General features: G+C 70.6%; 20 protein-coding genes. 11 read left to right on the top strand and 9 right to left on the bottom strand.

Annotated features, from left to right (window positions below; genetic code table 11):
- The 4 genes from VNO22_11030 to VNO22_11045 all read left to right on the top strand — a co-directional run.
- Nucleotides 1–2,075 (top strand): hypothetical protein (locus VNO22_11030; GenBank protein ID HXG61901.1); only part of this gene is annotated, 2,075 nt, incomplete at its 5' end.
- A 38-nt stretch (nucleotides 2,076–2,113) separates the two neighbouring features.
- Nucleotides 2,114–2,875: a MotA/TolQ/ExbB proton channel family protein gene (locus VNO22_11035; protein HXG61902.1), complete on the top strand. Its 762-nt coding sequence runs from the start codon at nucleotides 2,114–2,116 to the stop codon at nucleotides 2,873–2,875.
- Between the two features lie 19 nt (nucleotides 2,876–2,894).
- On the top strand, nucleotides 2,895–3,521 hold the full coding sequence (locus VNO22_11040; protein ID HXG61903.1) for a flagellar motor protein MotB: 627 nt from the start codon (nucleotides 2,895–2,897) through the stop codon (nucleotides 3,519–3,521).
- 3 nt (nucleotides 3,522–3,524) lie between these two features.
- Nucleotides 3,525–4,163, top strand: a complete 639-nt coding sequence (locus VNO22_11045; protein ID HXG61904.1) for an OmpA family protein — start codon at nucleotides 3,525–3,527, stop codon at nucleotides 4,161–4,163.
- Here the strand turns inward: VNO22_11045 and VNO22_11050 are convergent.
- On the bottom strand, nucleotides 4,151–5,434 hold the full coding sequence (locus VNO22_11050; GenBank protein HXG61905.1) for a phosphoribosylamine--glycine ligase: 1,284 nt from the start codon (nucleotides 5,432–5,434) through the stop codon (nucleotides 4,151–4,153). The genes VNO22_11045 and VNO22_11050 overlap by 13 nt on opposite strands.
- Nucleotides 5,435–5,467: 33 nt before the next feature.
- Nucleotides 5,468–6,442: a DUF4388 domain-containing protein gene (locus tag VNO22_11055; protein HXG61906.1), complete on the bottom strand. Its 975-nt coding sequence runs from the start codon at nucleotides 6,440–6,442 to the stop codon at nucleotides 5,468–5,470.
- A gap of 224 nt (nucleotides 6,443–6,666) precedes the next feature.
- Between VNO22_11055 and VNO22_11060 the strand changes: the two genes are divergently transcribed.
- From VNO22_11060 to VNO22_11070, 3 genes are all read left to right on the top strand, one after another.
- Nucleotides 6,667–7,053 carry an EVE domain-containing protein gene (locus tag VNO22_11060; GenBank protein HXG61907.1) on the top strand — a complete coding sequence of 129 codons (387 nt, stop codon included), beginning with the start codon at nucleotides 6,667–6,669 and terminating at the stop codon, nucleotides 7,051–7,053.
- The gene (locus VNO22_11065; GenBank protein ID HXG61908.1) at nucleotides 7,050–9,368 is read left to right on the top strand and encodes a thiamine pyrophosphate-dependent enzyme; all 2,319 of its coding nucleotides are present in this window, start codon (nucleotides 7,050–7,052) and stop codon (nucleotides 9,366–9,368) included. Before VNO22_11060 ends, VNO22_11065 begins: the two co-directional genes overlap by 4 nt.
- A 78-nt stretch (nucleotides 9,369–9,446) precedes the next feature.
- The gene (locus VNO22_11070) at nucleotides 9,447–10,121 is read left to right on the top strand and encodes a hypothetical protein (GenBank protein HXG61909.1); all 675 of its coding nucleotides are present in this window, start codon (nucleotides 9,447–9,449) and stop codon (nucleotides 10,119–10,121) included.
- 12 nt (nucleotides 10,122–10,133) lie between these two features.
- On the opposite strand, the gene VNO22_11075 is transcribed toward VNO22_11070, so the two are convergent.
- A complete protein-coding gene (locus VNO22_11075) occupies nucleotides 10,134–11,957 on the bottom strand; it encodes a transketolase (GenBank protein ID HXG61910.1) in 1,824 nt (607 codons plus the stop codon).
- A 119-nt stretch (nucleotides 11,958–12,076) separates the two neighbouring features.
- Between VNO22_11075 and VNO22_11080 the strand changes: the two genes are divergently transcribed.
- Entirely contained in the window at nucleotides 12,077–13,543 is a 1,467-nt protein-coding gene (locus VNO22_11080; GenBank protein ID HXG61911.1) for an MFS transporter, read from the top strand.
- A gap of 19 nt (nucleotides 13,544–13,562) precedes the next feature.
- On the opposite strand, the gene VNO22_11085 is transcribed toward VNO22_11080, so the two are convergent.
- Both VNO22_11085 and VNO22_11090 read right to left on the bottom strand, forming a co-directional pair.
- A complete protein-coding gene (locus tag VNO22_11085; protein HXG61912.1) occupies nucleotides 13,563–14,822 on the bottom strand; it encodes a porin in 1,260 nt (419 codons plus the stop codon).
- Nucleotides 14,823–15,010: 188 nt separating this feature from the next.
- On the bottom strand, nucleotides 15,011–16,027 hold the full coding sequence (locus tag VNO22_11090; GenBank protein ID HXG61913.1) for a sulfate ABC transporter substrate-binding protein: 1,017 nt from the start codon (nucleotides 16,025–16,027) through the stop codon (nucleotides 15,011–15,013).
- Between the two features lie 335 nt (nucleotides 16,028–16,362).
- On the opposite strand from VNO22_11090, the gene VNO22_11095 reads away from it, so the two are divergent.
- Genes VNO22_11095 through VNO22_11105 form a run of 3 tightly spaced genes read left to right on the top strand, consistent with a single transcriptional unit; the run spans nucleotide 16,363 to nucleotide 19,042 of the window.
- Nucleotides 16,363–18,477, top strand: a complete 2,115-nt coding sequence (locus VNO22_11095; GenBank protein HXG61914.1) for a thioredoxin domain-containing protein — start codon at nucleotides 16,363–16,365, stop codon at nucleotides 18,475–18,477.
- Complete coding sequence (locus tag VNO22_11100; protein ID HXG61915.1) at nucleotides 18,474–18,851, top strand: hypothetical protein; 378 nt, start codon at nucleotides 18,474–18,476, stop codon at nucleotides 18,849–18,851. The genes VNO22_11095 and VNO22_11100 overlap by 4 nt, the downstream gene beginning before the upstream one ends.
- Entirely contained in the window at nucleotides 18,848–19,042 is a 195-nt protein-coding gene (locus VNO22_11105; protein HXG61916.1) for a hypothetical protein, read from the top strand. The genes VNO22_11100 and VNO22_11105 overlap by 4 nt, the downstream gene beginning before the upstream one ends.
- Nucleotides 19,043–19,057: 15 nt before the next feature.
- Here the strand turns inward: VNO22_11105 and VNO22_11110 are convergent, their stop codons facing one another.
- The 4 genes from VNO22_11110 to VNO22_11125 are packed head-to-tail and all read right to left on the bottom strand — an operon-like array spanning nucleotide 19,058 to nucleotide 21,536.
- A complete protein-coding gene (locus tag VNO22_11110; protein HXG61917.1) occupies nucleotides 19,058–19,978 on the bottom strand; it encodes a hypothetical protein in 921 nt (306 codons plus the stop codon).
- A 10-nt stretch (nucleotides 19,979–19,988) separates the two neighbouring features.
- Complete coding sequence (locus VNO22_11115) at nucleotides 19,989–20,612, bottom strand: hypothetical protein (protein HXG61918.1); 624 nt, start codon at nucleotides 20,610–20,612, stop codon at nucleotides 19,989–19,991.
- A complete protein-coding gene (locus tag VNO22_11120) occupies nucleotides 20,609–20,986 on the bottom strand; it encodes a hypothetical protein (GenBank protein HXG61919.1) in 378 nt (125 codons plus the stop codon). The genes VNO22_11115 and VNO22_11120 overlap by 4 nt, the downstream gene beginning before the upstream one ends.
- Nucleotides 20,976–21,536 (bottom strand): sigma-70 family RNA polymerase sigma factor, encoded by a 561-nt coding sequence (locus tag VNO22_11125; protein HXG61920.1) that lies wholly within the window; start codon nucleotides 21,534–21,536, stop codon nucleotides 20,976–20,978. The genes VNO22_11120 and VNO22_11125 overlap by 11 nt, the downstream gene beginning before the upstream one ends.
- Nucleotides 21,537–21,566: the final 30 nt, after the last annotated feature.

A 21,566-nucleotide genomic window follows, 5' to 3' on the forward strand; every position in this document is an offset into this window, starting at 1 on the left:
CGCCCCCGGCGGCCGCGTCCCGTCCTTCTCCGCGTCCCACGCCGATCCGGGCGGAGCCGATCCTGGTCCGTCCCGGCGAGGAGGTGCGCTGGTCCCGCGCCGCCGCCGATCCCGAGGCGCGATGGACCGTCGTTCGATGCGAAGGCGGCGTCCGCAGGGAGGTCGCCGTCCTCGCCGGGGAACCCGCGCGGTTCGTTCCGGACCGGCCCGGAAGTTACGCGGCCTTTTCGGAAGGCCTGCGCGTCGCCTTCGAAGTCGTCGCGGTCGAGCTCGACTTCCCGACGCCGCGCGTCGTGGGTCCCGGCGGCGCCGTCGAGGCGCGCGTCCGATGCACGCCGCCGCTTCGCGGTTCGACGGCGGTCTGGGCGCTCAAGGGAGCCGGCTCGGTCCGATCCGAGGGGGAAACCGCACGGGCCGTCCTGAGCGATGCGGGTCGCTGCGAGCTGCAAGTCGAGGTGACCCTGCCGGCCTTGCCCGGTTGGAGGGCTTCGGCGCACGGGACGCTCGCGGCGGTTCGTCTGGCCGTGAGCCCTCCGGCCGAGAGCCCCGTGGCCGCGGGCCTGCCCTGCCGGATGCGCGCCGAGGGCGCCGAGGTTCTTCCCGAGGGCGAGCGTCTGACGTGGATCGTGGCCGGCCCGGAGGGCGCCCGCTCGGAACGCGTCGGGGCGGTCGAGGCGGCGCTTGTTTTCGAATCCGCGGGGATCCATCGGGTGCGGATCCGGGCGGGGGCGGCGGAATCCGCCGAGCGGGAGGTGGCGGTTTTCCGCGCGACGCTGCGGGATGCCGCGGGGAGCATCCTTTCGGAGATCCGCCCCGCGGCTCTGCACGGGGCGTTCGACGGGCAGGGTCGCTTCGACGAGAACGCTCCGGCGCGGCTGCCGGAGGCGGCCTGGATTGTCGTGGAAGACCCTTCGCGGGACGCGGGGAAATCCGTCTCCGTGGCGACGCGCGCACCGGACGGCGCGCTCCTGGATCCCCCCGCGGCGTATGCGCTTTCGGCGGAGGGGCGGACGCGGCCGCTCCTTTTCGTCGCGGATCCGGTGGACGACGCGGCTCCGACGGCCTGCGGACCGGACGGCGCGCCGGAAGATCCGACGCGGCGGGTCGCGCCGCAGGGGAGGGTGGAGGTGTCGTACCGGGGTCGCCTCGCGGCGGTGGTCCCCGTGGGCCCCGCGGTCGTGCACGAGATTCCGGTGCGGTTCATTCTGGAGGGGGAGGATCCCGGGGAAGAGTGGGTCCGGGCGGTGGACCGGCGGCTGGCGGAGGCGAACGTCGTATGGGAGCCCTTCGGTCGCCGTTTCGTGCGGGCGGGGCTCGAGAAAGCCGGGTCGCCGCGCGGCCTCGTTCTTCTGCGCGGCCGGGCGGCGGGGGTGGACGTGAAAGGCCGTCCGGCGCGGGTGGGGGCGTTGATCGACGGCCGGGAGCTTTCGGTGCCGGCGGCGTGGGGGGGCGGGAACTCCCTGACGCCGGCCGAGGCGGCGCGGGCGCTCGCCGAACTGGCGGCGGACGGTTCCGGAAGGCCGGAGATTTTCGAGGACCTGCTCGAGGGGGATTCGGACGCGGCGATTCTCCGGATCCGCCGCCGGGACGGACGGCCGGCGCGGGTGGAGCCCTTGGCCTCCGGGGCGGATGCAGGCCAGGCGGCCGCTCCGATCGTGGCCGGAGGCGGCGGCTGCGAGGTGGCGGTTCGAACGCGCGGCCTGAGCCTGGATGAAGCGGCGCTTCTTCTGGGAGCCCGGCCGGCGGGAGGGCGCGGGGGGGTGGACATCTTCGTCGTCGAGGATCTTCGGGCGGGGTCGGAGCGGCCCGCCTACAAGGTGTATCCCTCGTGGGCGTATCCGCCGGCGGTGGCGGGGGCGGTGGTGGCGGCCCGCCGGATCGCGGACGGTTCGGGCCGGTACCCCTACGCGCTGGCCCGTGCGCTGGGGGAGCTTTTTCTTCCCGAAGACTGGCGGCCCGCCGAGGGGGACACGCTCTTCGAGGAGCCCCTCTCCGAGGTTCCGGGGGTCCTCGCGCGCAAGCGGGTGACGTCCCGGACGGCCGCACGGATGTTCGAGCCGGAAGGGCGGGATTGACGATGTAATAAAGGAGCGCATCGGGAAGGGATCGGGACTTGGCCAAACCGGACGTTCTGCTCATCCTGGGGTACGTAGGAATCGCCGCGATCATTTTCGCGGCCCTGATGATCTCTCAGGGGACGCCGCAGGAGATCTGGTCGTTCGAGGGTTTCCTGGTGGCGTTCGGCGGGGCGATCGTGGGCACGGCGGCGGCGCTTTCGAAGGAGGAGCTGCGGGAAGCGGTTCAGGCGCTCAAGGTCGCCTTCACGGTGCGGGACTACGAATACGAGCGCCTGATCGGAGACTTCGTCGCGTACGCGGGGATCAGCCGGCGCGACGGGCTTCTGGGTCTGGAGAAGGTGCTGCCGGACATTTCCGACGGATTCCTCAGCCGGGCCGTGCAGATGGCGATCGACGGCGTGGAGCCCGACACGGTGGAGGAGCGCCTGTCGGTGGAGATGGCGACGCTCGAGGAGCGCCATTCGCGCAGCCGGGCCGCCTTCGATTCCCTGGCGACGATGTCGCCGGCCTTCGGGATGATCGGAACGATCCTGGGGCTGGTGCTCGTGCTCAAGTCGCTGGACGATCCTTCGCAGCTCGGACCGCGGATGAGCGTGGCGCTTCTGAGCACGTTCTACGGGGTGGTGGCGTGTTACGCGCTCTGGACGCCCATCGTGCGGAAGCTCGAGCGCAAGCACCGCCACGAGGTGCTCTACCGGCAGATGATCGTGAAGGGGATCGTGTGGCTCCAGACGGGCGATTCGCCGCGGAGCATCGAGGCGAAGCTCCGCGCGTTCCTGCGCGAGAAGCGGGCGTGAGGGGGCGAAAGGCGCTGCGATGGGCCGGCCGCTGAAGCTTTTCGTGGGATCCGGACCGGCGCGCGACGAGACGGAAGTCCGCTGGCTCATCTCGTACTCCGACTTCATGATGCAGCTCGTGTGCCTGTTCCTTCTCCTTTATGCGTCCACGGCGCTGGCGCCCGAGATGCGGCGGCGGACGGCGCGGGCGTATCGGGCGGCGCGGGGTTTGGGGGAGCCGCCGGTGCGGGAGGGCGCGGGACGGGGGGTGCGTCCGGGGGAGACGGGGCGGACGCTGGTGGGCGGATCTTCGGCGGCCGAGGCGCCGTCGGGGGCGCGCTGGAGGGTGGCGGAACGGGCGGGGGAATGGCTGGCTTCGTTCGACGGGCCGGCGTTCGGACGGGGTTCGGTCGTTCCGAGTCCGGAGCTGAGGCGCGCGCTGGTCGAGATCGCGGGGCGGGTGGGGCCGCGGGGCGGCCTGGTCACGGTGACCGCCTGGGCCTCGGCGGAGGAGGGCGGGATGGCGGCGGCGCTGGAGCGGGCGGGGGCGGCGTCGGAAATTCTCGTCGGGGAGGGGGGACTGGATCCGAGGTTCCTCCAGAGCGCGGGCGCGCTCGGCGGCGCCGCGGAGGCGGGGCGCCTGGAGGTTCGGGCCCGCGCCCGGTGAGCCATGACGTCGCGCCGCGGCGTTCTTCCGGGGGCGGCGGGAGCGCCGGTCCGGGACGAGGATCAGATCCGCTGGCTCATCTCGTATTCGGACTTCATGATGCAGCTTGTGTGTCTTTTCATCCTGCTCTATGCGGCGGCCTTTGTGGGGCGGTCCCGGGAGCGGGCGCGGCCGCCGGAGCCGCCGGCGCTCCTGCGGGAGCTGGAGCCTATCCTCCGGCGGCTGCCGGAGGGGGGACGGATCCGGATTCTGCCGGAGGCCGGCGGGTTCCGGGTGCGGCCGGGGGCGGCGCTTTTTGCGGAAGGCGGGGAGGAGCTGACGGCGGAGGGGAAGGCGCTCGTGGACGCGGCGGCGGCGCTCGTGGCGCCGTTCGCGGGCCGCGCGGAGGAGCTGGAGGTCGTCGGCCACGCGGCGCCGGGGGAGCCGGAGGCGGAGCGGCTTTCGCGCGCGCGGGCCCGCAAGGCCTGGGAGTGGGCGACGCGGGCGGGGGCTCCCGGGCGTCTGCCGGGCGGGCGTCTGCGGGCGGCGGGGCGGGGGGCCCACGAGCCGTCGGCCGACGGTCTGGATCCGGCGGCGCGGGCGCTCAATCGGCGGGTGGAGTTCGTCGTGCGGTGGGGCGCCTCGTCGGATCAGACGAGATAGCCCCAGGTCTGAAGCAGGTCTCCGTCGCGGCGCCAGCGTTCGCCGATATCGGTCCGGTAGAACATGTTCGGGATGACGACGTTCCGGACGCGGTGGTAGGCCTCCTTGCGGGCGTCCTCGACGGTGGGGCCGGAGCCCGTGATGACGAGCGCATATCCGGAGTTCCCCGCCAGGCGCCAGTCGCCGTCGACGAGCTTGATGTCGCAGGGGTGGACCCCTTCCCGCATTTCCTTCTTGAAGAGGACCACGGCGTCCTCGGAGTACTTGCGGAAGGCGTCGGGGTCCACGAAGGGGAAGGGGGGCACCGCGACGACGACGGCGATCTGGAAGCCGCGCTTGACGCGCAGCTCGGGAGATTCCCCGCGGGCCAGAGCCAGGAGAAACTCGCCCCACTTCGAGAGCACGCCTTCGATCTGGAGGTTGATCGTGGGATATCCGAAGCGGCTGGTGAATTCCAGAGGATAGATGCCCCGGGCGTTGGCGATCGTGTTGATGTCGATGTAGCCCACGTAGCCGCGGAGGCGGTCCTTCATCCGGCCGAGGGTTTCGCGGAAGAGGCGGTTCTCGCCGGCCCAGAGGCCGAGCGTTCCCATCTCGCCGGTCGAGGGCCCGATGTCGTCGTTGAACATCCGTTTGTGTTCGAAGTTGACGAGGGCGGGCAGGATGAAGTCGGTGCCGTTGAAGAAGGCGCCCACGGCGACCTCGACGCCGGAGACGTACTTCTGGATCTGGAAGCTTTTGATCTTGGTGGACCAGCCCTTGCGGTAGCGCTCCAGGAGGGTGAGGAGGTCGCGTCCGTCGTCCTCCTGGCCGACGAAGGAGAGGACCTTTTCGTTCTGGGCGCGGCCGCTGGGCTTGACGACGTAGCGGTCGGGGTTGGCGCGGAGGAAGGCGGCGGCCTCGTCGAACGACGTGAAGTCCCAGCTCGGCAGCGTGGTCATCCCGGCGGCCTTCATTTCGGACTGGCCGAAATCGCGGTCGTTTTCGAGGCGGTCGGAGGTGCGGGTGCCGCCGACGACGGGCTTGCCCTCGCGGCGGAGTTTCTCGGCGGCCTCGCCGAAGTCGGAGTCGTCGAAGACGACGACGTCGGCCCAGTCCTTGTGGTCCTCCCAGGCGTCGACCTTTTCGAGCAGGCCGTCGGCGACGTCCTTATCGGCGCGGGAGAGGATCGCGTAGCGGACGGCGTGGCCTTCCTGGAGGACCTGGAGGGCGAGGTCGTGGATGAGGCCGAGGCGGGAGACGAAGAGGAACTTGGAAGGGGCGGCGCCCATGAGCCGTCGGTTCTCCGGTCGATGTTTCCAGGGTCATGATACCGGACCGGCGAGCGGAAGGGGCGAAGAATCGGCGGCGCGGGGGGCTTCGAGGAGAGGGGCGGCGGGGCTTCGGAGGCGGCGTTCGGGAGCGGTTTCGCCGGGCTGGAAGAGGTATTCGCCGCGCGGGAGGCTGGCGAAGGCCCGGAAGGCGTCCGCGTCGCGGCGTCCCTCGAAGTCGGCGGCGACGACGAGGCCTTCCTCGATCCACACGCGGGCCACGCGGCCTTCGAAGTTGAGGACGAGGAGTCCGCTGCGGGGCGGCGCGGCGAGGGAGGCGAAGACGGCGGCCAGGGGGGCGTCGCGGAGCGAGCCCGAGGGGGGCGCGGCAGGAGCCTGGAGCCAGTCGGGGGCGAGTTCGGGGGCGGCGGCCAGGGCGTCGCGGGCGCGGAGCGCCGCGCGGGGGTCGTCGCGGAACGGTTCCAGGAGCGTTTCCGCGGTTCTCCGGAGGGCCGTGCGGGTGTCGGGCGGGGCGTCGCGGTGCAGGGCGGCCAGGGCGCGGAGGGCCTCCAGGGCGCGTTCGAAGCGGAGGCGTCCCGCGGGGACGGCGGGCTCGTCGGGCGTCGGGGCGGGGCCGGCGGCGGCGGGGTCCTCCTCCTCGTTGACGCCGATGCGCAGGACGTGCTGTTCGCGCAGCCGGAGGTTGATCCGGCGGGGGTCCCGCAGGTCCCAGAAGCGGTGGGCGAGGGCCTGGAGGAAGGCGGCGGTCTCCTCGGGGCCGACGCCGGGATGGAAGAAGACGCTGCGGATGCCGGCCTCGAGGAAGAGGGACTGGAGGGAGGCCTGGAGGGTGACCGTGGCGAAGTCGCGGGACGCGGGGGGGCGTCCGTTGACGAGGATGCCGCGCGGAGTCTGGGTGAGGACGAGGGCCGGATGGCGTTCGAGGTAGGCGGCCACGGCGTGGTGGAGGGCGGCCACGATCCGGGCGACCTGGGGGGTTCCCGCGGGGTGGAGGCGGATCTGGCCCACCGCCAGGCGCAGGTGGGTGAGGATCTCGAAGATCGAGCTCCAGGCCGCCGGGTCGGGGCCCCCGTGGGTCGTGGCCGTAACCGCCTCCGCGCTCTACATTCTCTATACACTATACACATCAAATATGCAAGACGGCGGGAATTTCGGCGGATCTTCCGGCGGCGCGGGGGCTTGATTCCGCCGCCCGGCGAGGCATACTGGCTTCGGCCGAGGAGGGACCCCCCATGGCGTACTGGCTCTTCAAGACCGAGCCGTCCGACTACTCCTTCGACCGGCTCCTCGAGGAGGGGCGCACCGTGTGGGACGGGGTGAAAAACGCCCTGGCCCTGCGCCACCTCCGGCAGGTCCGCCGGGGCGACGAAATCGCGATCTATCACACCGGCGACGAAAAGGCCGTCGTGGGGATCGCCCGCGCGGCGGCCGACGCCGCCGGGGACGCCGTGGACATCGTCCCCGTGCGGCGCGCGGGACCGGTGCCGCTGTCGGCCGTGAAGGCGGATCCGCGCTTCCGGACCTTTCCGCTCGTCCGGATGGGGCGCCTGTCCGTCATGCCCGTTCCGGAGGAGCTCTGGCCGGCGCTGACGGGAGGGCGCCCGCGGGCCGGCCGATGAAGCTTCTCGATTTCCTGGCCCTCGAGTGTCCGTTTCTTCTGCCCGCGGCGCGATCGGCCGCGCGCCGGCGGCTCGGGCCCCGGGAGACGCGCCGGGCGCTTCTCGAGGCCGTCGAGCGCGCCTGCCGGATGGGACGCGCGGAGGGACGCAGCGTCCTCTACCCCGGAACCTCCGCCGCCCAGGCCGCCGGGTGGACGCTCGAGGCGCTTCGCGAGGCCGTCGAAGGGTACTTCCGGCGCGAGGAGCTGCGGGCGTCTCTGACGCGCCAGGAGCGCCTCGAGATGTTCCGCGTGATGCTTCTCTCCCGCGCCGTGGACGATCTTCTCAAACGGCTCTTCCAGGAAAAGAAGATCGCCTGGGAGGGATATCCTTCGCCCCAGAAAGGATTCCGGGCGTTCGGGCAGGAAGCGGCCGTGGGGCTGGCTCTGCGGCTCCGGCGCGGGAGCGAATCGGGGGACATCGCCTGCCCGCTCATCCGGGGCCTGCCGATTCTTCTGATGTATCTCGACGATCCGCTCCACGCGGTCCTGGCTCAGGTGGGCAAGAAGGGAACGCCGATGGACGGGAGGGATCTTCACGTAGGGGATCTCTCCCGCGGGCTTCTTCCGCCGGCGGCCCCTCTGGCCGTGGGCGTCCAGACGCTCGTCGGAATGGCCTACGCGGCGCATCTGCGGGGGGAGGACCGGGTGTTTCTGGCGGTGATGGGCGAGGGGGGAACCTCGCTCGGCGAGTGGCACGAGGCGGTCAACTTCGCCGCGGTGCGCCGGCTGCCGGTGATCTTCGTCGTCGAGAACAACCGCTGGGCGCTCGGGACGCACTGGACGGAGCAGACGGCCGCGCCGCGCTTCGCGCTCAAGGCGGCCGGCTACGGCCTTCCCGGGACGACCGTGTTCGGAAACGACCCCGACGAGGTGGCGGCCGCGGCGGCGTGGGCGGCGGAACGCGCGCGGGCCGGGCGGGGGCCCACGCTTCTGGAGCTGGCGACCTACCGCCGGGCCGGGCACGCGCATCACGACGACGACCGGTACCACGGCGCTCCGGGCCTGCCGGGCTACGAGCTCGAGGAGGAGCGCCGGCTCTGGGAGGCGGCCGATCCGATCGCGCTCTACGAGGCGCGTCTCCGCCGGGAGGGTCTTCTGGACGACGAGGGCGCCGCGCGCCTGCGGGAGGAGGCGGCGCGGCGGGTGGCCGAAGCCGAGCGCGCCGCGGAGGCGGCGCCCTGGCCGGGTCCGGAGGATTTTCTGGGGCGCGTCGAGGCCCCCCGCGTGGAACCGGCCCCGGCTGCGGTTCCGGAACGGACGCGCGCCATGACCTACGACGAGGCGATTCGGGAGGCGCTCGTCGAGGCGATGGAGCGGGATCCGCGGGTCTTCGTGCTCGGGGAGGACGTGGGGGGGCGCTACGGCGGCGCCTTCGGGGTGACGCGCGGACTGGCGCGGAAGTTCGGCCCCGAGCGGTGCCTCAACACGCCCCTTTCCGAATCGGCGATCGTCGGCTGCGGCGTGGGGGCGGCGCTGGCCGGGATGCGTCCCGTGGTCGAAATGCAGTTCGCGGATTTTCTGGCCTGCGGCTTCAACGCGCTCGTCAACAACGCGGCCAAGATCCACTGGCGCTGGGGGCGCCCGGTGCCGCTCGTCGTGCGTCTCCCGTACGGAGGCGCCACGGGCGATCTGCGCCGGCTTCTGGGCGGCGGTCCCTTCCACTCGCAGTGTCCGGAAGCCTGGTTCCTGCGCGCGCCGGGGTGGAAGATCGTGGCTCCGTCCACCCCGTCGGACGCGAAGGGGCTCCTCACGGCGGCTCTGCGGGACAACAATCCCGTCATCTACCTCGAGGCCAAGGGGCTTTACGGATTCTTCCGTCCCGACCTGCGCGAAGAGGTTCCCGTGGGGGATTTCGAGGTTCCCCTGGGACGGGCGGCGGTGCGGCGGCCCGGGCGGGACGCGACGATCCTGACCTACGGCGCGATGGTCTACGCGGCGCTCGAGGCGGCCGGGACGCTGGCGGGAGAGGGGATCGAGGCGGAGGTGATCGATCTCCGGACGCTCTGGCCGCTCGACGAGGAGCGGATGCTCGAGTCCGTGGCGCGGACGCACCGGGTGGTGATCCTGCACGAGGACACGCGTCGGGGCGGCGCCGGGGCGGAGCTGGCGGCGATCCTGGCCGAGAAGGCGTTCTGGGATCTTGATGCCCCGCCGGCCCGCGTGGCGGCGCCCGACACGCCGGTTCCCTACGCGCCTCCGCTGGAGCACGCGTTTCTTCCCAAGGCGGCCGACGTCGCCGCCGCGGTCCGCCGGCTCGTCGAGCAGAGTTCCTGAGGCGTTCCGGCGACACATGAGCCATGCATCGGTGTATTATCTATTAAGAGAGGCGGTTGGGGCGGGGAGGAGGGGACGATGATCCTTCCGGCGATCGCGGCGGCGCTGTGCGCGGCGTCGCAGGCCGCGGGTTCGTGCGACGCGGCGCGCAAGACGAACGTCGAGTTCCGCCGCGAGGTGGATTCCTGGCTCACCCCGCATCTGGCCGAGTGCACGCTCTGCAGCGGGGGCACGTGCTGCCGGGAGGGGTTCGACCGGCGCGAGGCGGCGCGCCGGAAATTCGAGGAGTGGAAGAGCAAGCACGCCCCTCAATGCGCCGTCTGCGCTGCGAAGCTCTGCGGGATGCCGGATCATGCCTGGAGCGAAACGGAGGCCGCCGCCAAGGAGCGCCATCGCGAGCGGTGCCGCAAGTGCGAGTTCGATCCGGCCCGGTGCGAGGCCTGGCGCAAGGATCTCGAGGAGGCGCGGGCGCGCCACGAGGAGTGGAAGCGCGAGCATGCGGTGCTCTGCGACAAGTGCGGCCCGGAGTGCGACGAATGGCGCCGCGTCGTTCAGCAGGTTCAGGCGCGCGCGGAGGACGCGGTCCGGAAGCACCGGGACCGGTGCGGCGACTGCCGCGCGGCTCCCGGGTCCTGCGAGCGTTCCGGGCAGCTCCGGCAGGAGGCGATCCGCGACCGCCTGGCCGCGTGGAAGAAACACCAGGAAACCTGCCCCGCCTGCGTCCGGGGTCCGAAGCTCCCGGCAAGCCGGTAGGGCCGGGCGCCGCTAGGCGCCCTTGACGGCCGCCGCGATCGCCGCGGCGTCGATCCCGCAGTACCGCAGAAGCTCGTCGGGTTTCCCCGATCGGGGCATCCGCCGCACGGCCAGGATCTTCGGGGCCAGTCCCAGGGCGGCCACCGCCTCGCCCAGTCCGCCCGCCTCTCCGTGGTCCTCGACCGTAATGAGGCGTCCCGTTTCCGCGGCGGCCTTCCGGAGGGCGGTCTCGTCGAGCGGCTTGACGGAGTAGGCGTCGATCACCCGCACCGCGATCCCCTCCTTGGCCAGGAGGTCGTGCGCCTTGAGGGCTTCGAAGACCGTGACCCCGCCGGCGACGATCGTGGCGACGTCCTTGGGGGAGCGCCGCAGCGTCTTGGATCCTCCCACCGGGAACGTCTCGGTGCTCGGGTAGAGGACGGGCGTCTTGGGCCGCGAGAGACGCAGATAGACGATGCCCTCCGTGCGGGCCGCCGCGACGGTAAGGCGCTCGGCCGCCACCGCGTCGGCGGGGTACAGAACGGTCGAGCCGAAGACGGAGCGGAACATCGCCAGATCTTCGAGTCCCATCTGGGAGGGGCCGTCCTCGCCGATCGACACTCCGACATGGGTTCCCGCGAAGACGAGATGGCGGGGACGGGAGTATCCGGCCATGCGGATTTGATCGAAGGCGCGCGTCAGGAAGCAGGCGAAGGTCGAGGCGAAGGGAATCTTGCCTTCCGCCGCCAGGCCGAGCGCCGCGCCGGCCATGTTCTGCTCGGCGATGAAGCATTCGACGAACCGGTCCGGGAAGGCCGCCTTGAACTTTTCCGAGAAGGTGGAGTTCTTGACGTCGGCGTCGAGGGCCACGACCTCGGAGCAGACGCGGCCGAGTTTCACGAGGGCGGTCCCGTAGGCTTCGCGCGTGGCGGCCTCCTGGCCGGGGGCGTAGGACGGGGCGAGCGCCGGATCGTCGGGCGACCATTCGCGGGGGGCCGGGGCGGAGCCGGGAACGGTCCGGGGCGGGACGGGGATGGCGATCCGGGGGTCGCCCACCTCGGCGAGCGCCTTCTGGAGCTCCTCGCCCTTCTTGAGGGGTTTGCCGTGCCAGTTCTCCTTGCCCTCCAGGAACGAGACGCCGCGGCCCTTGAAGGTGCGGGCGAGGATCGCGGTGGGCCGGCCGCGGGTGGCCCGGGCCTTCTCGAAGGCGCGGCGGATCTGCTCGATGTCGTGTCCGTCGATCGTGACGGCGTGCCAGTCGAAGGCCGCGAACTTGGCGGCGTAGGAATCGAGGTTGTGCTGGAGCATCGTGGGGCCGGACTGGCCCAGGGCGTTCACGTCGACGATCGCGCAGAGGGAGTCGAGTTTCTGGTACGCCGCCATCTGGGCGGCCTCCCAGACGGAGCCCTCGGCCATTTCGCCGTCGCCGAGGAGGCAGTAGACGCGGCTGGGAATGCCGTCCATGCGGCGGGCGATCGCGATGCCCACGGCGGCGGAGAGGCCCTGGCCGAGCGATCCGGTGGCCACTTTCACCCAGGGGGAAAGGGGCGTGGGATGTCCCTCGAGCGGGCTGTCGATGCGGCGCAGGGTGTTGAGGTCTTCCTGGATCGCGCCGGCCTCCTTGAGCGCGGCCCACAGGATGGGGGCGGCGTGGCCCTTGGAGAGCACGAAGGCGTCCGCGTGGCGCGCGCGGGGATTCTTCGGATCGAAGCGCATTTCCTCGAAGAAGAGGACCGCCATGAGGTCGGCCATGGACATGCAGGTTGTGGGATGTCCGCTGCCGGCCTCGGCGGTCGAGACGAGGCAATGGCGCCGGAGTTTCTGAGCCATCTGAGCGAGCTGGGCGGCGTCGGGCATATGTTCTCCAGGCTGGTCGTCCGCGCGTATGATAGTCCGGTCGGAGGGGATTGCAAGGGAAACGCGGACCTCGGGGCGCTTTCTTGACAGCCCCCGGAGGCGCCCCTAGCATTACGCGGGTGAGCGACCCCGCCCGACGCGCGCGCGCCACCGCCGGGATTCTGGTCGGACTGCTCCTGGCGGCTCTCGACGGAACGGTCGTGGCGACCGCCCTTCCGCGCATTCTCGACGAGCTTTCCGGATTCGACCTCTACTTCCTGCCGGCCACGGTTTTCATGCTTTGCCAGACGGTTTCGATGCCCCTCTGGGGTCGGTTTTCGGACCTTTACGGGCGGGGGCCGCTGCACCTTCTGGCGGTGGGGATCCTCGTCGCGGCGTCCGTCCTCTGCGGGCTTTCCCGCACGATGGGGGCCCTGGTGGCCTGGCGGTCGGTGCAAGGGCTGGGAGCGGGAGGCCTCATGGCGCTTTCCTTCACCATGATCGCCGACCTTTACGAGCAGGAGGAACGCGCCCGGATGCAGGGGGCGATTTCGAGCGTGTGGGGCGTGGCGGCGCTGTTCGGGCCGCTCGTCGGAGGATGGGTGACGCGGGTGTGGTCCTGGCAGGGCGTTTTTTATCTCAACGTTCCCGTGGGGATCGTGTCGGCCGCGCTGGTGCAGGCCTCCTGGGAGCGCCGGGCGCGGGGGACCGTGGGGCGGCCGGACCTGGCGGGGGCGTTTCTTCTGGCGCTGGCCTCCGCGGCGCTTCTGGCCGGCTTCGGGATCGCCGGCCGGGAAGCGCGCCTGTCGGGCTCCGCGATGGGAGCCTTCGGCGCGGCGGCGGTCCTGGCGGCGGCCCTCGTGGCCGTCGAGCGCCGCCGGCCGGATCCTTTCCTCGCGTACGACCTCTACCGGAACCGGCTCTTCGCGGCCGGGGCGGCCACCGGCGTGTGCGCGATGACGGCGCTTTTCGCGGCCGTCATGCACGTGCCGCTCCTGGTGGCGGGCGTGCTCGGGAAGTCCCTCGAGACGGGGGGATACATGCTCACGTGCATGATGGGGCCCTGGATCGTCTGCTCCGCGCTCACGCGCGTCCTGCTGGCGCGCTTTTCCTACCGGACGCTGGCCGTGACGGGGATGGCGCTGGCGGCGGCGTCGTACGCGCTCCTGGCCGGGGGTGCGCCGTCGATCGGGCTGGGGCGCGTGATCGCGGCCATGCTCGTTCTGGGCACCGGCCTCGGCCTCACGGTGGCGCCGCTTCTCATCGCGGTCCAGAACGCCGCGCCGCGCGAGCGCCTGGGGGCGGCAACCTCGCTGACGCAGTTCACCCGCTCGATGGGCGCCGCGCTGGGACTTGCGGTGATGGGCGGGCTTCTCACTTCCGCCTTCGGAGGCCGCGAGCCCGAGGGGATCATCAAATTCCGCGCGCACATGGATCCCGAGATGCTGCGCGCCGCGGTGGCGCCCCTGGCGGAGGGGCTTGCCAAGGTGTTCCGTTGCGCTCTGGCGATTTCTTGTTTCGGAGCCGTTCTCGCGTGCGCCATCCCCGGAGAGAAGGCGCGCGATCTCCGGGCGGGGGCCCGGCTTTCGGCGCCTTCCTCCGGGTAGGCGGTCCTCCCCCCCTCTCTCAGAAGTCGATCTGGAACCTCACCAGCGCCCCTACGTACCGGTCGTCGCCCCCGGCGGGGAGCTCGTCGCTGAACTTCTCCACAACGGCGTTGGGGGTGATTCTCACGTGGGGATTGAGATACCAATTGACGCCCGCCGTGAAGGTCGTGACCCGATCCGCGTTGCCCGCGGAGGGCGCGACTCCCGCGTCGAAAATCTCGTCGTCGATTTCCAGGCGCGCAACGCGGAACGCCAGCTCGAAGGCTCCCCACGTTCCGGCCGACGGGTTGAAGGGATTCCGCGGCACGATGCGGGCTTCGAGCGTCTTTTTTTCTCCCGTCAGGAGCCACGTGACGCTGACGTTCCAGGCCTTCAGATGGATGTCGTCTTCGTCGAGGGTGCCCTGCGTGACGGTGTCCGTACGACGGGCCCATTCGGCCCGCAGGCCGAACGACTCCCAGAGCCACGTCAGTTCGAGACCGATGCGCGTCCGGAGGCCGTCCACCGTTCCGGCCGTCGCATCGAGGAACTGGATCTGAAGTTCCGTGGTCGTCAGGTCGAAGGCCGTGGCCGAGGAGGCTCCGTCGACGTCTCCGACGGTTCCGGCGACCCCGAGGCGCAGTCCTTCGAGCGGGCTGATGCGGAGACGGGCGGCCAGATCCTTTTCGTCGTTGTTGTCGACGACCGCCCGGCCGGCGCCGTCGAAGGCGCCCGCCTCGTATTCGAACAGTCCTGAGGCCGCCTTGCCTGCGAACAGGAACCCGAGGTCCCGTCCCGGGGCCAGGCGGTCCAGCACGGAGCGTTCGACGAAGTCCGTGGCCCGGAGCGTGGTGGTCTGCTCCTGGCTGAAAGGTTCCTTGAACTGGCCTATTTTGAGGGTCAGCTCGGGCCAGCGGCTCCATCCGAGGTATCCGTCCTGGAGGGTTCCCGTCGTGGCGGACGCGGTCCCCGTCGGGAAATCCAGATACAACCGGAAGTCGAATTCCTGGAAGAGCTTGCCCTGGAGATCCACGCGCGCCTGACGCAGGTAGAGCGTGTCGGGATTGGCGCGGGCGGCGTCGGGACGGTCGAAGAGAGTCCGGTAATGGGCCAGCACGCGTCCCCCGAGGGTGGCCTGGAAGGTCCCGTCGTCCGTTTTGAAGCGGAGGCCCTCGCGCCAGGAGACCGAAACGGGCAGCCCATCGGCGGAGGACCTGGGTTTCTCGGGAGCCTTTTCGGCCGGCCGAGGAGGAGCGGGTTCCTGAAGCGCCAGGAGGACGGCAAGAGCGATCGTCGTCATAAGATCCTCGCAGTTCACCCGATCTCGTCCGAGGAGCGAAGGGAGCGTCCGGGGACGCGAAACCGCCGGATCGGAATCGGCGCGGCTCGCGGACCTTCCCCGGGGCCCCCGGAGTACAGTGGAAGGGGGGAACGAGCCGCCGCGCGGCGACCGGAATCGGCTGCATACGAAGGTTCCTTCGTGTCCTTCTATTTCGGGGCGTAAAGCCGATCGAAGACGCCGCCGTCGTCGAAGAAGTTCTTCTGGGCTTCCGTCCAGGTTCCGGCCACTTCCGCGATCGTGAACAGCTTCCGGAAAGGCGGGAGAGTTTGCCGGAACTTCTCGAGGATCGCCGGATTGGACGGCCGGTAATACCAGCGACCCATGGCTTCCTGGGCTTCGTCCGTGTAGAGATACTCGATGAAAGCGCGGGCGATGTCGGCCGTTCCGTTGACGGCGACGTTCTTGTCCACGATCGCCACGGGCGGCTCCGCCCGGATCGAATCGGGGGGATAGACGATTTCGAAGCGGTCCTCGGCGAACTCCCGCACCGCCAGGTGCGCCTCGTTTTCCCAGGCGATCAGGACGTCTCCGATTTTTTTCCGGACGAAGGTGGTCGTGGCCCCGCGGGCCCCCGTGTCCAGAACCGGAGCGTTCGCATAGAGCCGCCGGACGAAATCCTCGGCCTGGGCGGCGTCGCCGCCGTTGCGGGTGATATGGCCCCACGCGGCCAGAAAGTTCCAGCGTGCCCCGCCCGAGGTTTTCGGATTGGGCGTGATCACCGCCACGCCGGGCCGCGCCAGGTCCTCCCAGCTTCGGATCTGCTTGGGATTTCCCGTCCGGACGAGAAAAACGATCGCGGACGTATAGGGCGACGAGTTGTTCGGAAACGCCTGCTGCCAGTCGGGTCGAAGAAGACCGTGGCGTGCGAGGATGTCGATATCCGGAGCCAGGGCGAGCGTTACGACGTCCGCCTTCAGACCGCCGAGAACGGAGCGTGCCTGGGCGGCGGAGCCCCCATGGGAGCTTTTGACGACGACCGTGCGTCCGGTCTTGGCCTTGTAATGCGCGGAAAAGCGCTCTCCGATTTCCTTATAGAGCTCTCGCGTGGGGTCGTAGGAGACGTTCAGGAGGGTGACGGTTTGTCGTTCTCCTGAAGGTTTGCCGCAGGCGAACGCCATCGGCAGGGCGAAAGACAGAGCCAGAAACGCGGGCGAAATGCGCATGAGATCCTCCTTCGGGGTTCATCGTGTTCATGGACCGCAGGCGGAGAAAGGGGGCCCGCCGAAGGAGGGACGCTGTTCGGGACTGCCGGAGAACGCAAACTACGGGGAAAGCAGGCCACGACGCCCCCGCGGACGGACCCCCGACGTACAGAGGCCCGTCGCGATACACCGCGGAGACGCCGAGCGGTAAAGCATGGGTTGCCTTATAGGATCGTCGCGCGGTCGTGTCAAGGGGAAAAAGGGCGCGAGCGTCCACGGTCGGCGCCGGTGCGTTCTCCCCGTGAAGCTTCGGTTTTGTCTACTCGCTCCGGAAGGCGCTGTGCTACCATGACGCCATGCGCGCGTCCCCCGCCGCGGCGGCGCTGGCCTTTCTGGCGGCCTGCGGAGCGCCGCTTCCGCCGGCGGCCCGCACGGGGAGCGCGCCGGATGGAAAGCGTTCCATGAAACACACCAACCGGCTCATCCACGAGAAAAGCCCGTACCTCCTTCAGCACGCCCACAACCCCGTGGACTGGTATCCGTGGGGTTCCGAGGCGTTCGAGAAGGCCCGCGCCGAAGACAAGCCCATCTTTCTCTCGATCGGCTACTCCACCTGCCACTGGTGCCACGTCATGGAACGGGAGTCGTTCGAGGACGAGGAGGTCGCCCGGCTCCTCAACGAGCACTTCGTGTCCATCAAGGTGGACCGGGAGGAGCGGCCGGACGTGGACCAGATCTACATGACCGCCGTCCAGGCCATGGGCCAGCACGGGGGCTGGCCGCTTTCGGTCTGGCTGACGCCGGACCGCGAACCCTTCATGGGCGGCACCTACTTTCCCAAGGAGGACCGCTTCGGGCGGCCGGGCTTCATGACCGTCCTGCGCCGGATCGCCGACCTCTGGAAGGACCGCAAAGGCGACATCCGCCGCGAGGCGCGCCAGCTGGCGGAGATCCTGCGGCGGGAGACGGGCGCCGCCCGTCCGGGGGGGCTGGATCCCGAACGCGCCCTTCACCGCGCCTTCCTCCAGATCCAGCAGAACTTCGAGCCCGCCTACGGCGGCTTCTCCCACGCGCCCAAGTTTCCGCACGGGACGACGATCCAGTTTCTTCTGCGCTACCACCTCCGGACAAAATCGGCCGAAGCGCTCGAAATGGCCGAGAAGACCCTCACCGAAATGGCCCGCGGCGGCCTCTACGATCAGCTCGGGGGAGGCTTCCACCGGTATTCGACCGACGCGCGATGGATCGTGCCCCACTTCGAGAAGATGCTCTACGATCAGGCGACGCTCGCGGTCGCGTACCTCGAGGCCTGGCAGGCGACGGGGCGGCCGCTCTACGAGCGGATTCTCCGCGAGACGCTCGAATACGTGCTCCGCGACATGACGTCCCCGGAGGGCGCGTTCTACTCCGCCGAGGACGCCGACAGCGAGGGGATCGAAGGCAAGTTCTACGTGTGGAATCCCGCGCAGGTGCGGCAGGTCCTGGGCGAAAAGGATGCCGAGCGGTTCTGCCGCGCCTTCGACGTGACGCCGGAGGGCAACTGGGAACCCTTCGAGGAGTCGATCCCCCGCCATCAAAGCGTGCTCCGGCTCGTCGAGGACGGAAGCTTCGACGACCTGCGCCGCAGGATGTTCGAAGCCCGGTCGCGGCGGGTGCGCCCCGGCCGGGACGACAAGGTCCTGACCTCCTGGAACGGGCTCATGATTTCGGCCTTCGCGCGCGCGGCGCAGGTCCTGGAGGAGCCCCGGTACCGCGAGGCCGCCGCGCGGGCCGCGCGGTTTCTCCTCGCGCGCCATGTCCGGGAAGGGGTCCTTCTTCGGACGTCGCGCCTGGGGGAGGCCAAGATCGAGGGGTACCTCGACGACCACGCCTTTCTGGCCGCGGCGCTCCTGGATCTTTACGAGACGACGTTCGACGCCGCCTGGCTTGCGGAGGCTCGACGCTGGGCGGATCGCGCGGCGGAGCTTTTCGGGGACGCCCAGGCCGGCGGGTTCTACGTGACCGCGGCGGGGCGGGAGGATCTCATCGCCCGGATGCGCGAGGACTACGAGGGGCCGATGCCGACGGCGAATGCGACGCTCGCGCTCGTCTTTCTGCGGCTTCATCATCTGACGGGAGAGGACGCCCTCCGCGGGCGGGCGGAAAAGACGCTTGCGTCCTACGCTTCCGCGCTGGAGCGCTACCCGGCGGGGCATGCGACGATGCTCATGGCGGCGGACTTTCTGGTGGGGCCGGTGCGGGAGGTGGTGGTCAGCGAGGGGCCCGGAGAGGACGCGCTCCTTCGGGCGGCGCGGCGGCCGTTCGCTCCGCGGAAGGTCGTGGCGCGGGCGGCGGCCGGGGCGCCGCCGCTTCCCCTGCTGGAAGGCCGGGGGCCCGTGGGGGGCAAGGCGGCGGCCTATGTCTGCGAGAACCGGACCTGCCGCGCGCCCGTGACGGAGCCCGGGGAGCTGGAGGCGCTGCTTCGGCCATGAGGGAAGGCGGACCGGTTCCGGCCGCGCTGGCGGCGGGGGGCTGGGTGGGGCTGGTGCTCTTCCTCGGCTGGCAGGAGCTTTTCGTGGAGATCGACCGCCGCTGGCCCACGGTCTGGTGGTTCCGCGTGCCGGCCACGCTGCTTCTGGGCCTGGCGGTGCTCGTCTTCGCGCTGGAGTTCATGATGCAGGAGATGACGGTGCGCCGCTGGGCGACCAGCGCGGCGGTCTTCGCCGTCTTCGGCGTTCTTTTCGCGGCGGCCGGGATCTTCAACCCCGAAACGCTCCACCTGCCGCGGTGGGTGCTCCTTCCCGTGGGGGCGTACTACCTGCTGGCGGCCGCGACGGCCGCGGCGGCGGTGCGGGACGCCGCATGAACGCCGTTGGCCGGCTGGGCCGGGCGCTTCTGGCGGCCGCGGCCTTGGCTCTGGCTTCCTGCGGAGGAGCCGATCGGCCGAGTCTGGCTCCCGCCCGCGTCACTTACGAGTGCCCCGCCTGCGGGAAGACCCGGACGGTGGACGCGGGCTCGCCCGCCCCCGAATGCTGCGGCAAGACCCTCCAGCGGTAGGTGCGCCCGCGGCCCTTACCTCAGGATGCCCCGCCGGACCAGCTCCAGCTCCTGCCGGTTCGTGACGACCTCCGAAAGCTCCTTGCGGGCGGCCGCCAGCTGGCTTTCGAGTTCCCGGATGCCCTTGCGAAGTTCCTCCAGGCGGTCCCCCAGGGCTTCGTCCGAAAGGTCGGCGGCGCGCAGCGTCTCCTCGACCTTCCGGCGCGCGTCGCGCTGCGCGTCTTCCAGGCGCTCCATGAGATCCACGACCTTCTTGACGAGGCCGCGGATCGCGGCGGCTTCCTGGGCGTCCTCGATCCGGAGCGCCTCCATGGCGCGGTTGACGCGCTCCTCGGACGACCCGCCGCGGCCGCGCTCCCGGTCGCCGGTCTCGACGCGGACCACGGTCTGGAAGTTCTTCATGATCTCGTCGAACTTGGTCTTCTGGGCGTCCCTGAGGGTCTCGCGGACTTTGGCGAGGGTTTCGTCGCGGGTCTTCTGCATCCAGGCGGTCCATTCCTCGGCGGGGTTGCCGCCGCCCTGGCGGTTGCGCCAGAAGTTCCGGATCTCCTCGCGCACGCTGTCGCGGATCGCGTTGATGCGGGAGACCTGATCGTCGTTGAGGTCGAGCTGGGTCTTGAGCTCTTCCGTGGGCGGCAGCCAGCTTCCGCGGAAGCCGCCCGCCCAGGGCGGGGATCCGCCTCCACCCCGGGAGCCGAAGCCGGAGAGGAGACGGCTCATCTGATCGAAGCGCTGGCGCTGCTCCTCGGTGAGAGCCGCACGCAGCTCCTCGTTCTGCTTCTTGAGGATCTCCCGCACCTTGGCCGCCTGCTCCTCCGAGAGCTGCAGGGTTTCCCGCAGCCGCTGCGCCAGGCGCTCCGTCGGATCCTCCTGGGATCCTCCGGCCTGGACCAGAGAAAGAATCCACGCCGCTCCGACCGCCGCCCACGTCGTCATAATCCCTCTCCTAATCGTGATATCTCTGAATCTCCAGGTACTTCCGGTACTGTTCGGGGGTCAGCACCTTTTCGATGTCGCGGTTCTGCTCCTCCCGCAGGGATCGGAAGAAGACGCGCACTTGACCGGGGTCTCCGCCGGTCTTGCGGACTTCGAAGAACTCCCGCTTGCGGGCCCGGCCGGCGGCGAAGGCGGCCTCGACGGCGCGGGCCTGCTCCTCGGAAAGCTCCAGAAGCTGGCGGAGGGCGGCGACCCGGCGCTCGGCGTCGGCCCGGGAACGGCGCTCGCGTTCCTCGGCCATGAGGCGCTCCAGCTTCTCCTTCTGCTCCGGCGTGAGAATCGCCAGCACCCGGTCGCGGGAGCGCTGGTGGGCGTCCCGCATGGCGCGCCCGTAGGCTTCGATGTCCCGGCGCGTCTCCCCGAGGATGAGATCGAGCTGCCGGTCCTGCTCCTCCGTCAGATCGAGCTCCTCGGCGAATCGCTGGACGGAGAACTGCTCGCTGTAACGGTGCCAGCCTTCAGGCTCCCCGGAGGGAGCGGCCCCGCCGCGCGCGAGCTTCGGGCGCAGCGCCACGCCCAGGCAGGTGCCTCCCGCGAAGAGGGCCGCCGAGAAGACGAAGATCCAGAGCTTCATCGACGGGCCTCCTGGAGGAAGAGGGTCGCCAGGAGATGGCGGTCCGAGGGCGGAAGGGACGGCTCCGGGGGCGCCAGGAGGGTTCCGAGGTCATACCGCGGCCGCGGGGGCTCCAGGGACGCCAGGGCCCAGGCGGCCAGGGGGAGCACGAGAAGGCAGGCCGCGACGGCCAGGCGCTTCCACGGCGCCAGGGGCAGCCGCACGCGGAACGACGGCCGCGGCGTCCACGCCGCCCGCGCCCGCGCGAACGCGCCCGCCAGGCCTTCCAGATCTTCGGCCAGAAGGCGGCACTCGTCGCAGGCCGAAAGGTGAAGCGCGAGCTCCGCGTCCCGGCGGCCTTCGTAGAGCCGGTGGGCGGCCTCTTCACAGTGCATTGCGGGCCTCCTTCATCTTCCTCCACAACTCGCGCAGCTCCCGGCGCGCGCGGAAGAGCCTGGATTCGACCGTCCCGATCGGGATCTCGAGGGTCTCGGCGATCTCCTGATAGGAGAGCCCCTCGAGGTCCCGAAGGACCACGATCGTCCGGAATTCGTCGGACAGGCGGCCAAGCAGGCGCTCCAGCGCGGCCAGCGTCGGTCCCCCCTCCGAGGGCTCCTCCGGGCGGGGCGCCTCGATCTCGGGGAGGGACTCGGCCGGCACGGGCGCGCGGCGCCGTCGCCGCGCCCGCAGCGCCTCGTTGACGGCGATGCGGTAGAGCCACGTGTAGAAGCTCGAATCGCCGCGGAACCGGCCCAGGTTCCCATACGCCTTGAGGAACACCTCCTGCGTCACGTCCTCGCTCTCCGCGGCGTCCCCCAGGATGCCGCGAACCAGACGGTACACCTGCGACTGGTAGCGGGAGACGAGCTGCCCGAAGGCCTCCCGATCCCCTCGCTTCGACCTACGGATTAAACCCGGGTCGTCCACAGTCGTTCCGTCGCTCAATTGGATTCCTCCGGCGCCGACTTATTCCCG

The organism is Planctomycetota bacterium (assembly GCA_035574235.1).
Classification (GTDB): domain Bacteria; phylum Planctomycetota; class MHYJ01; order MHYJ01; family JACPRB01; genus DATLZA01.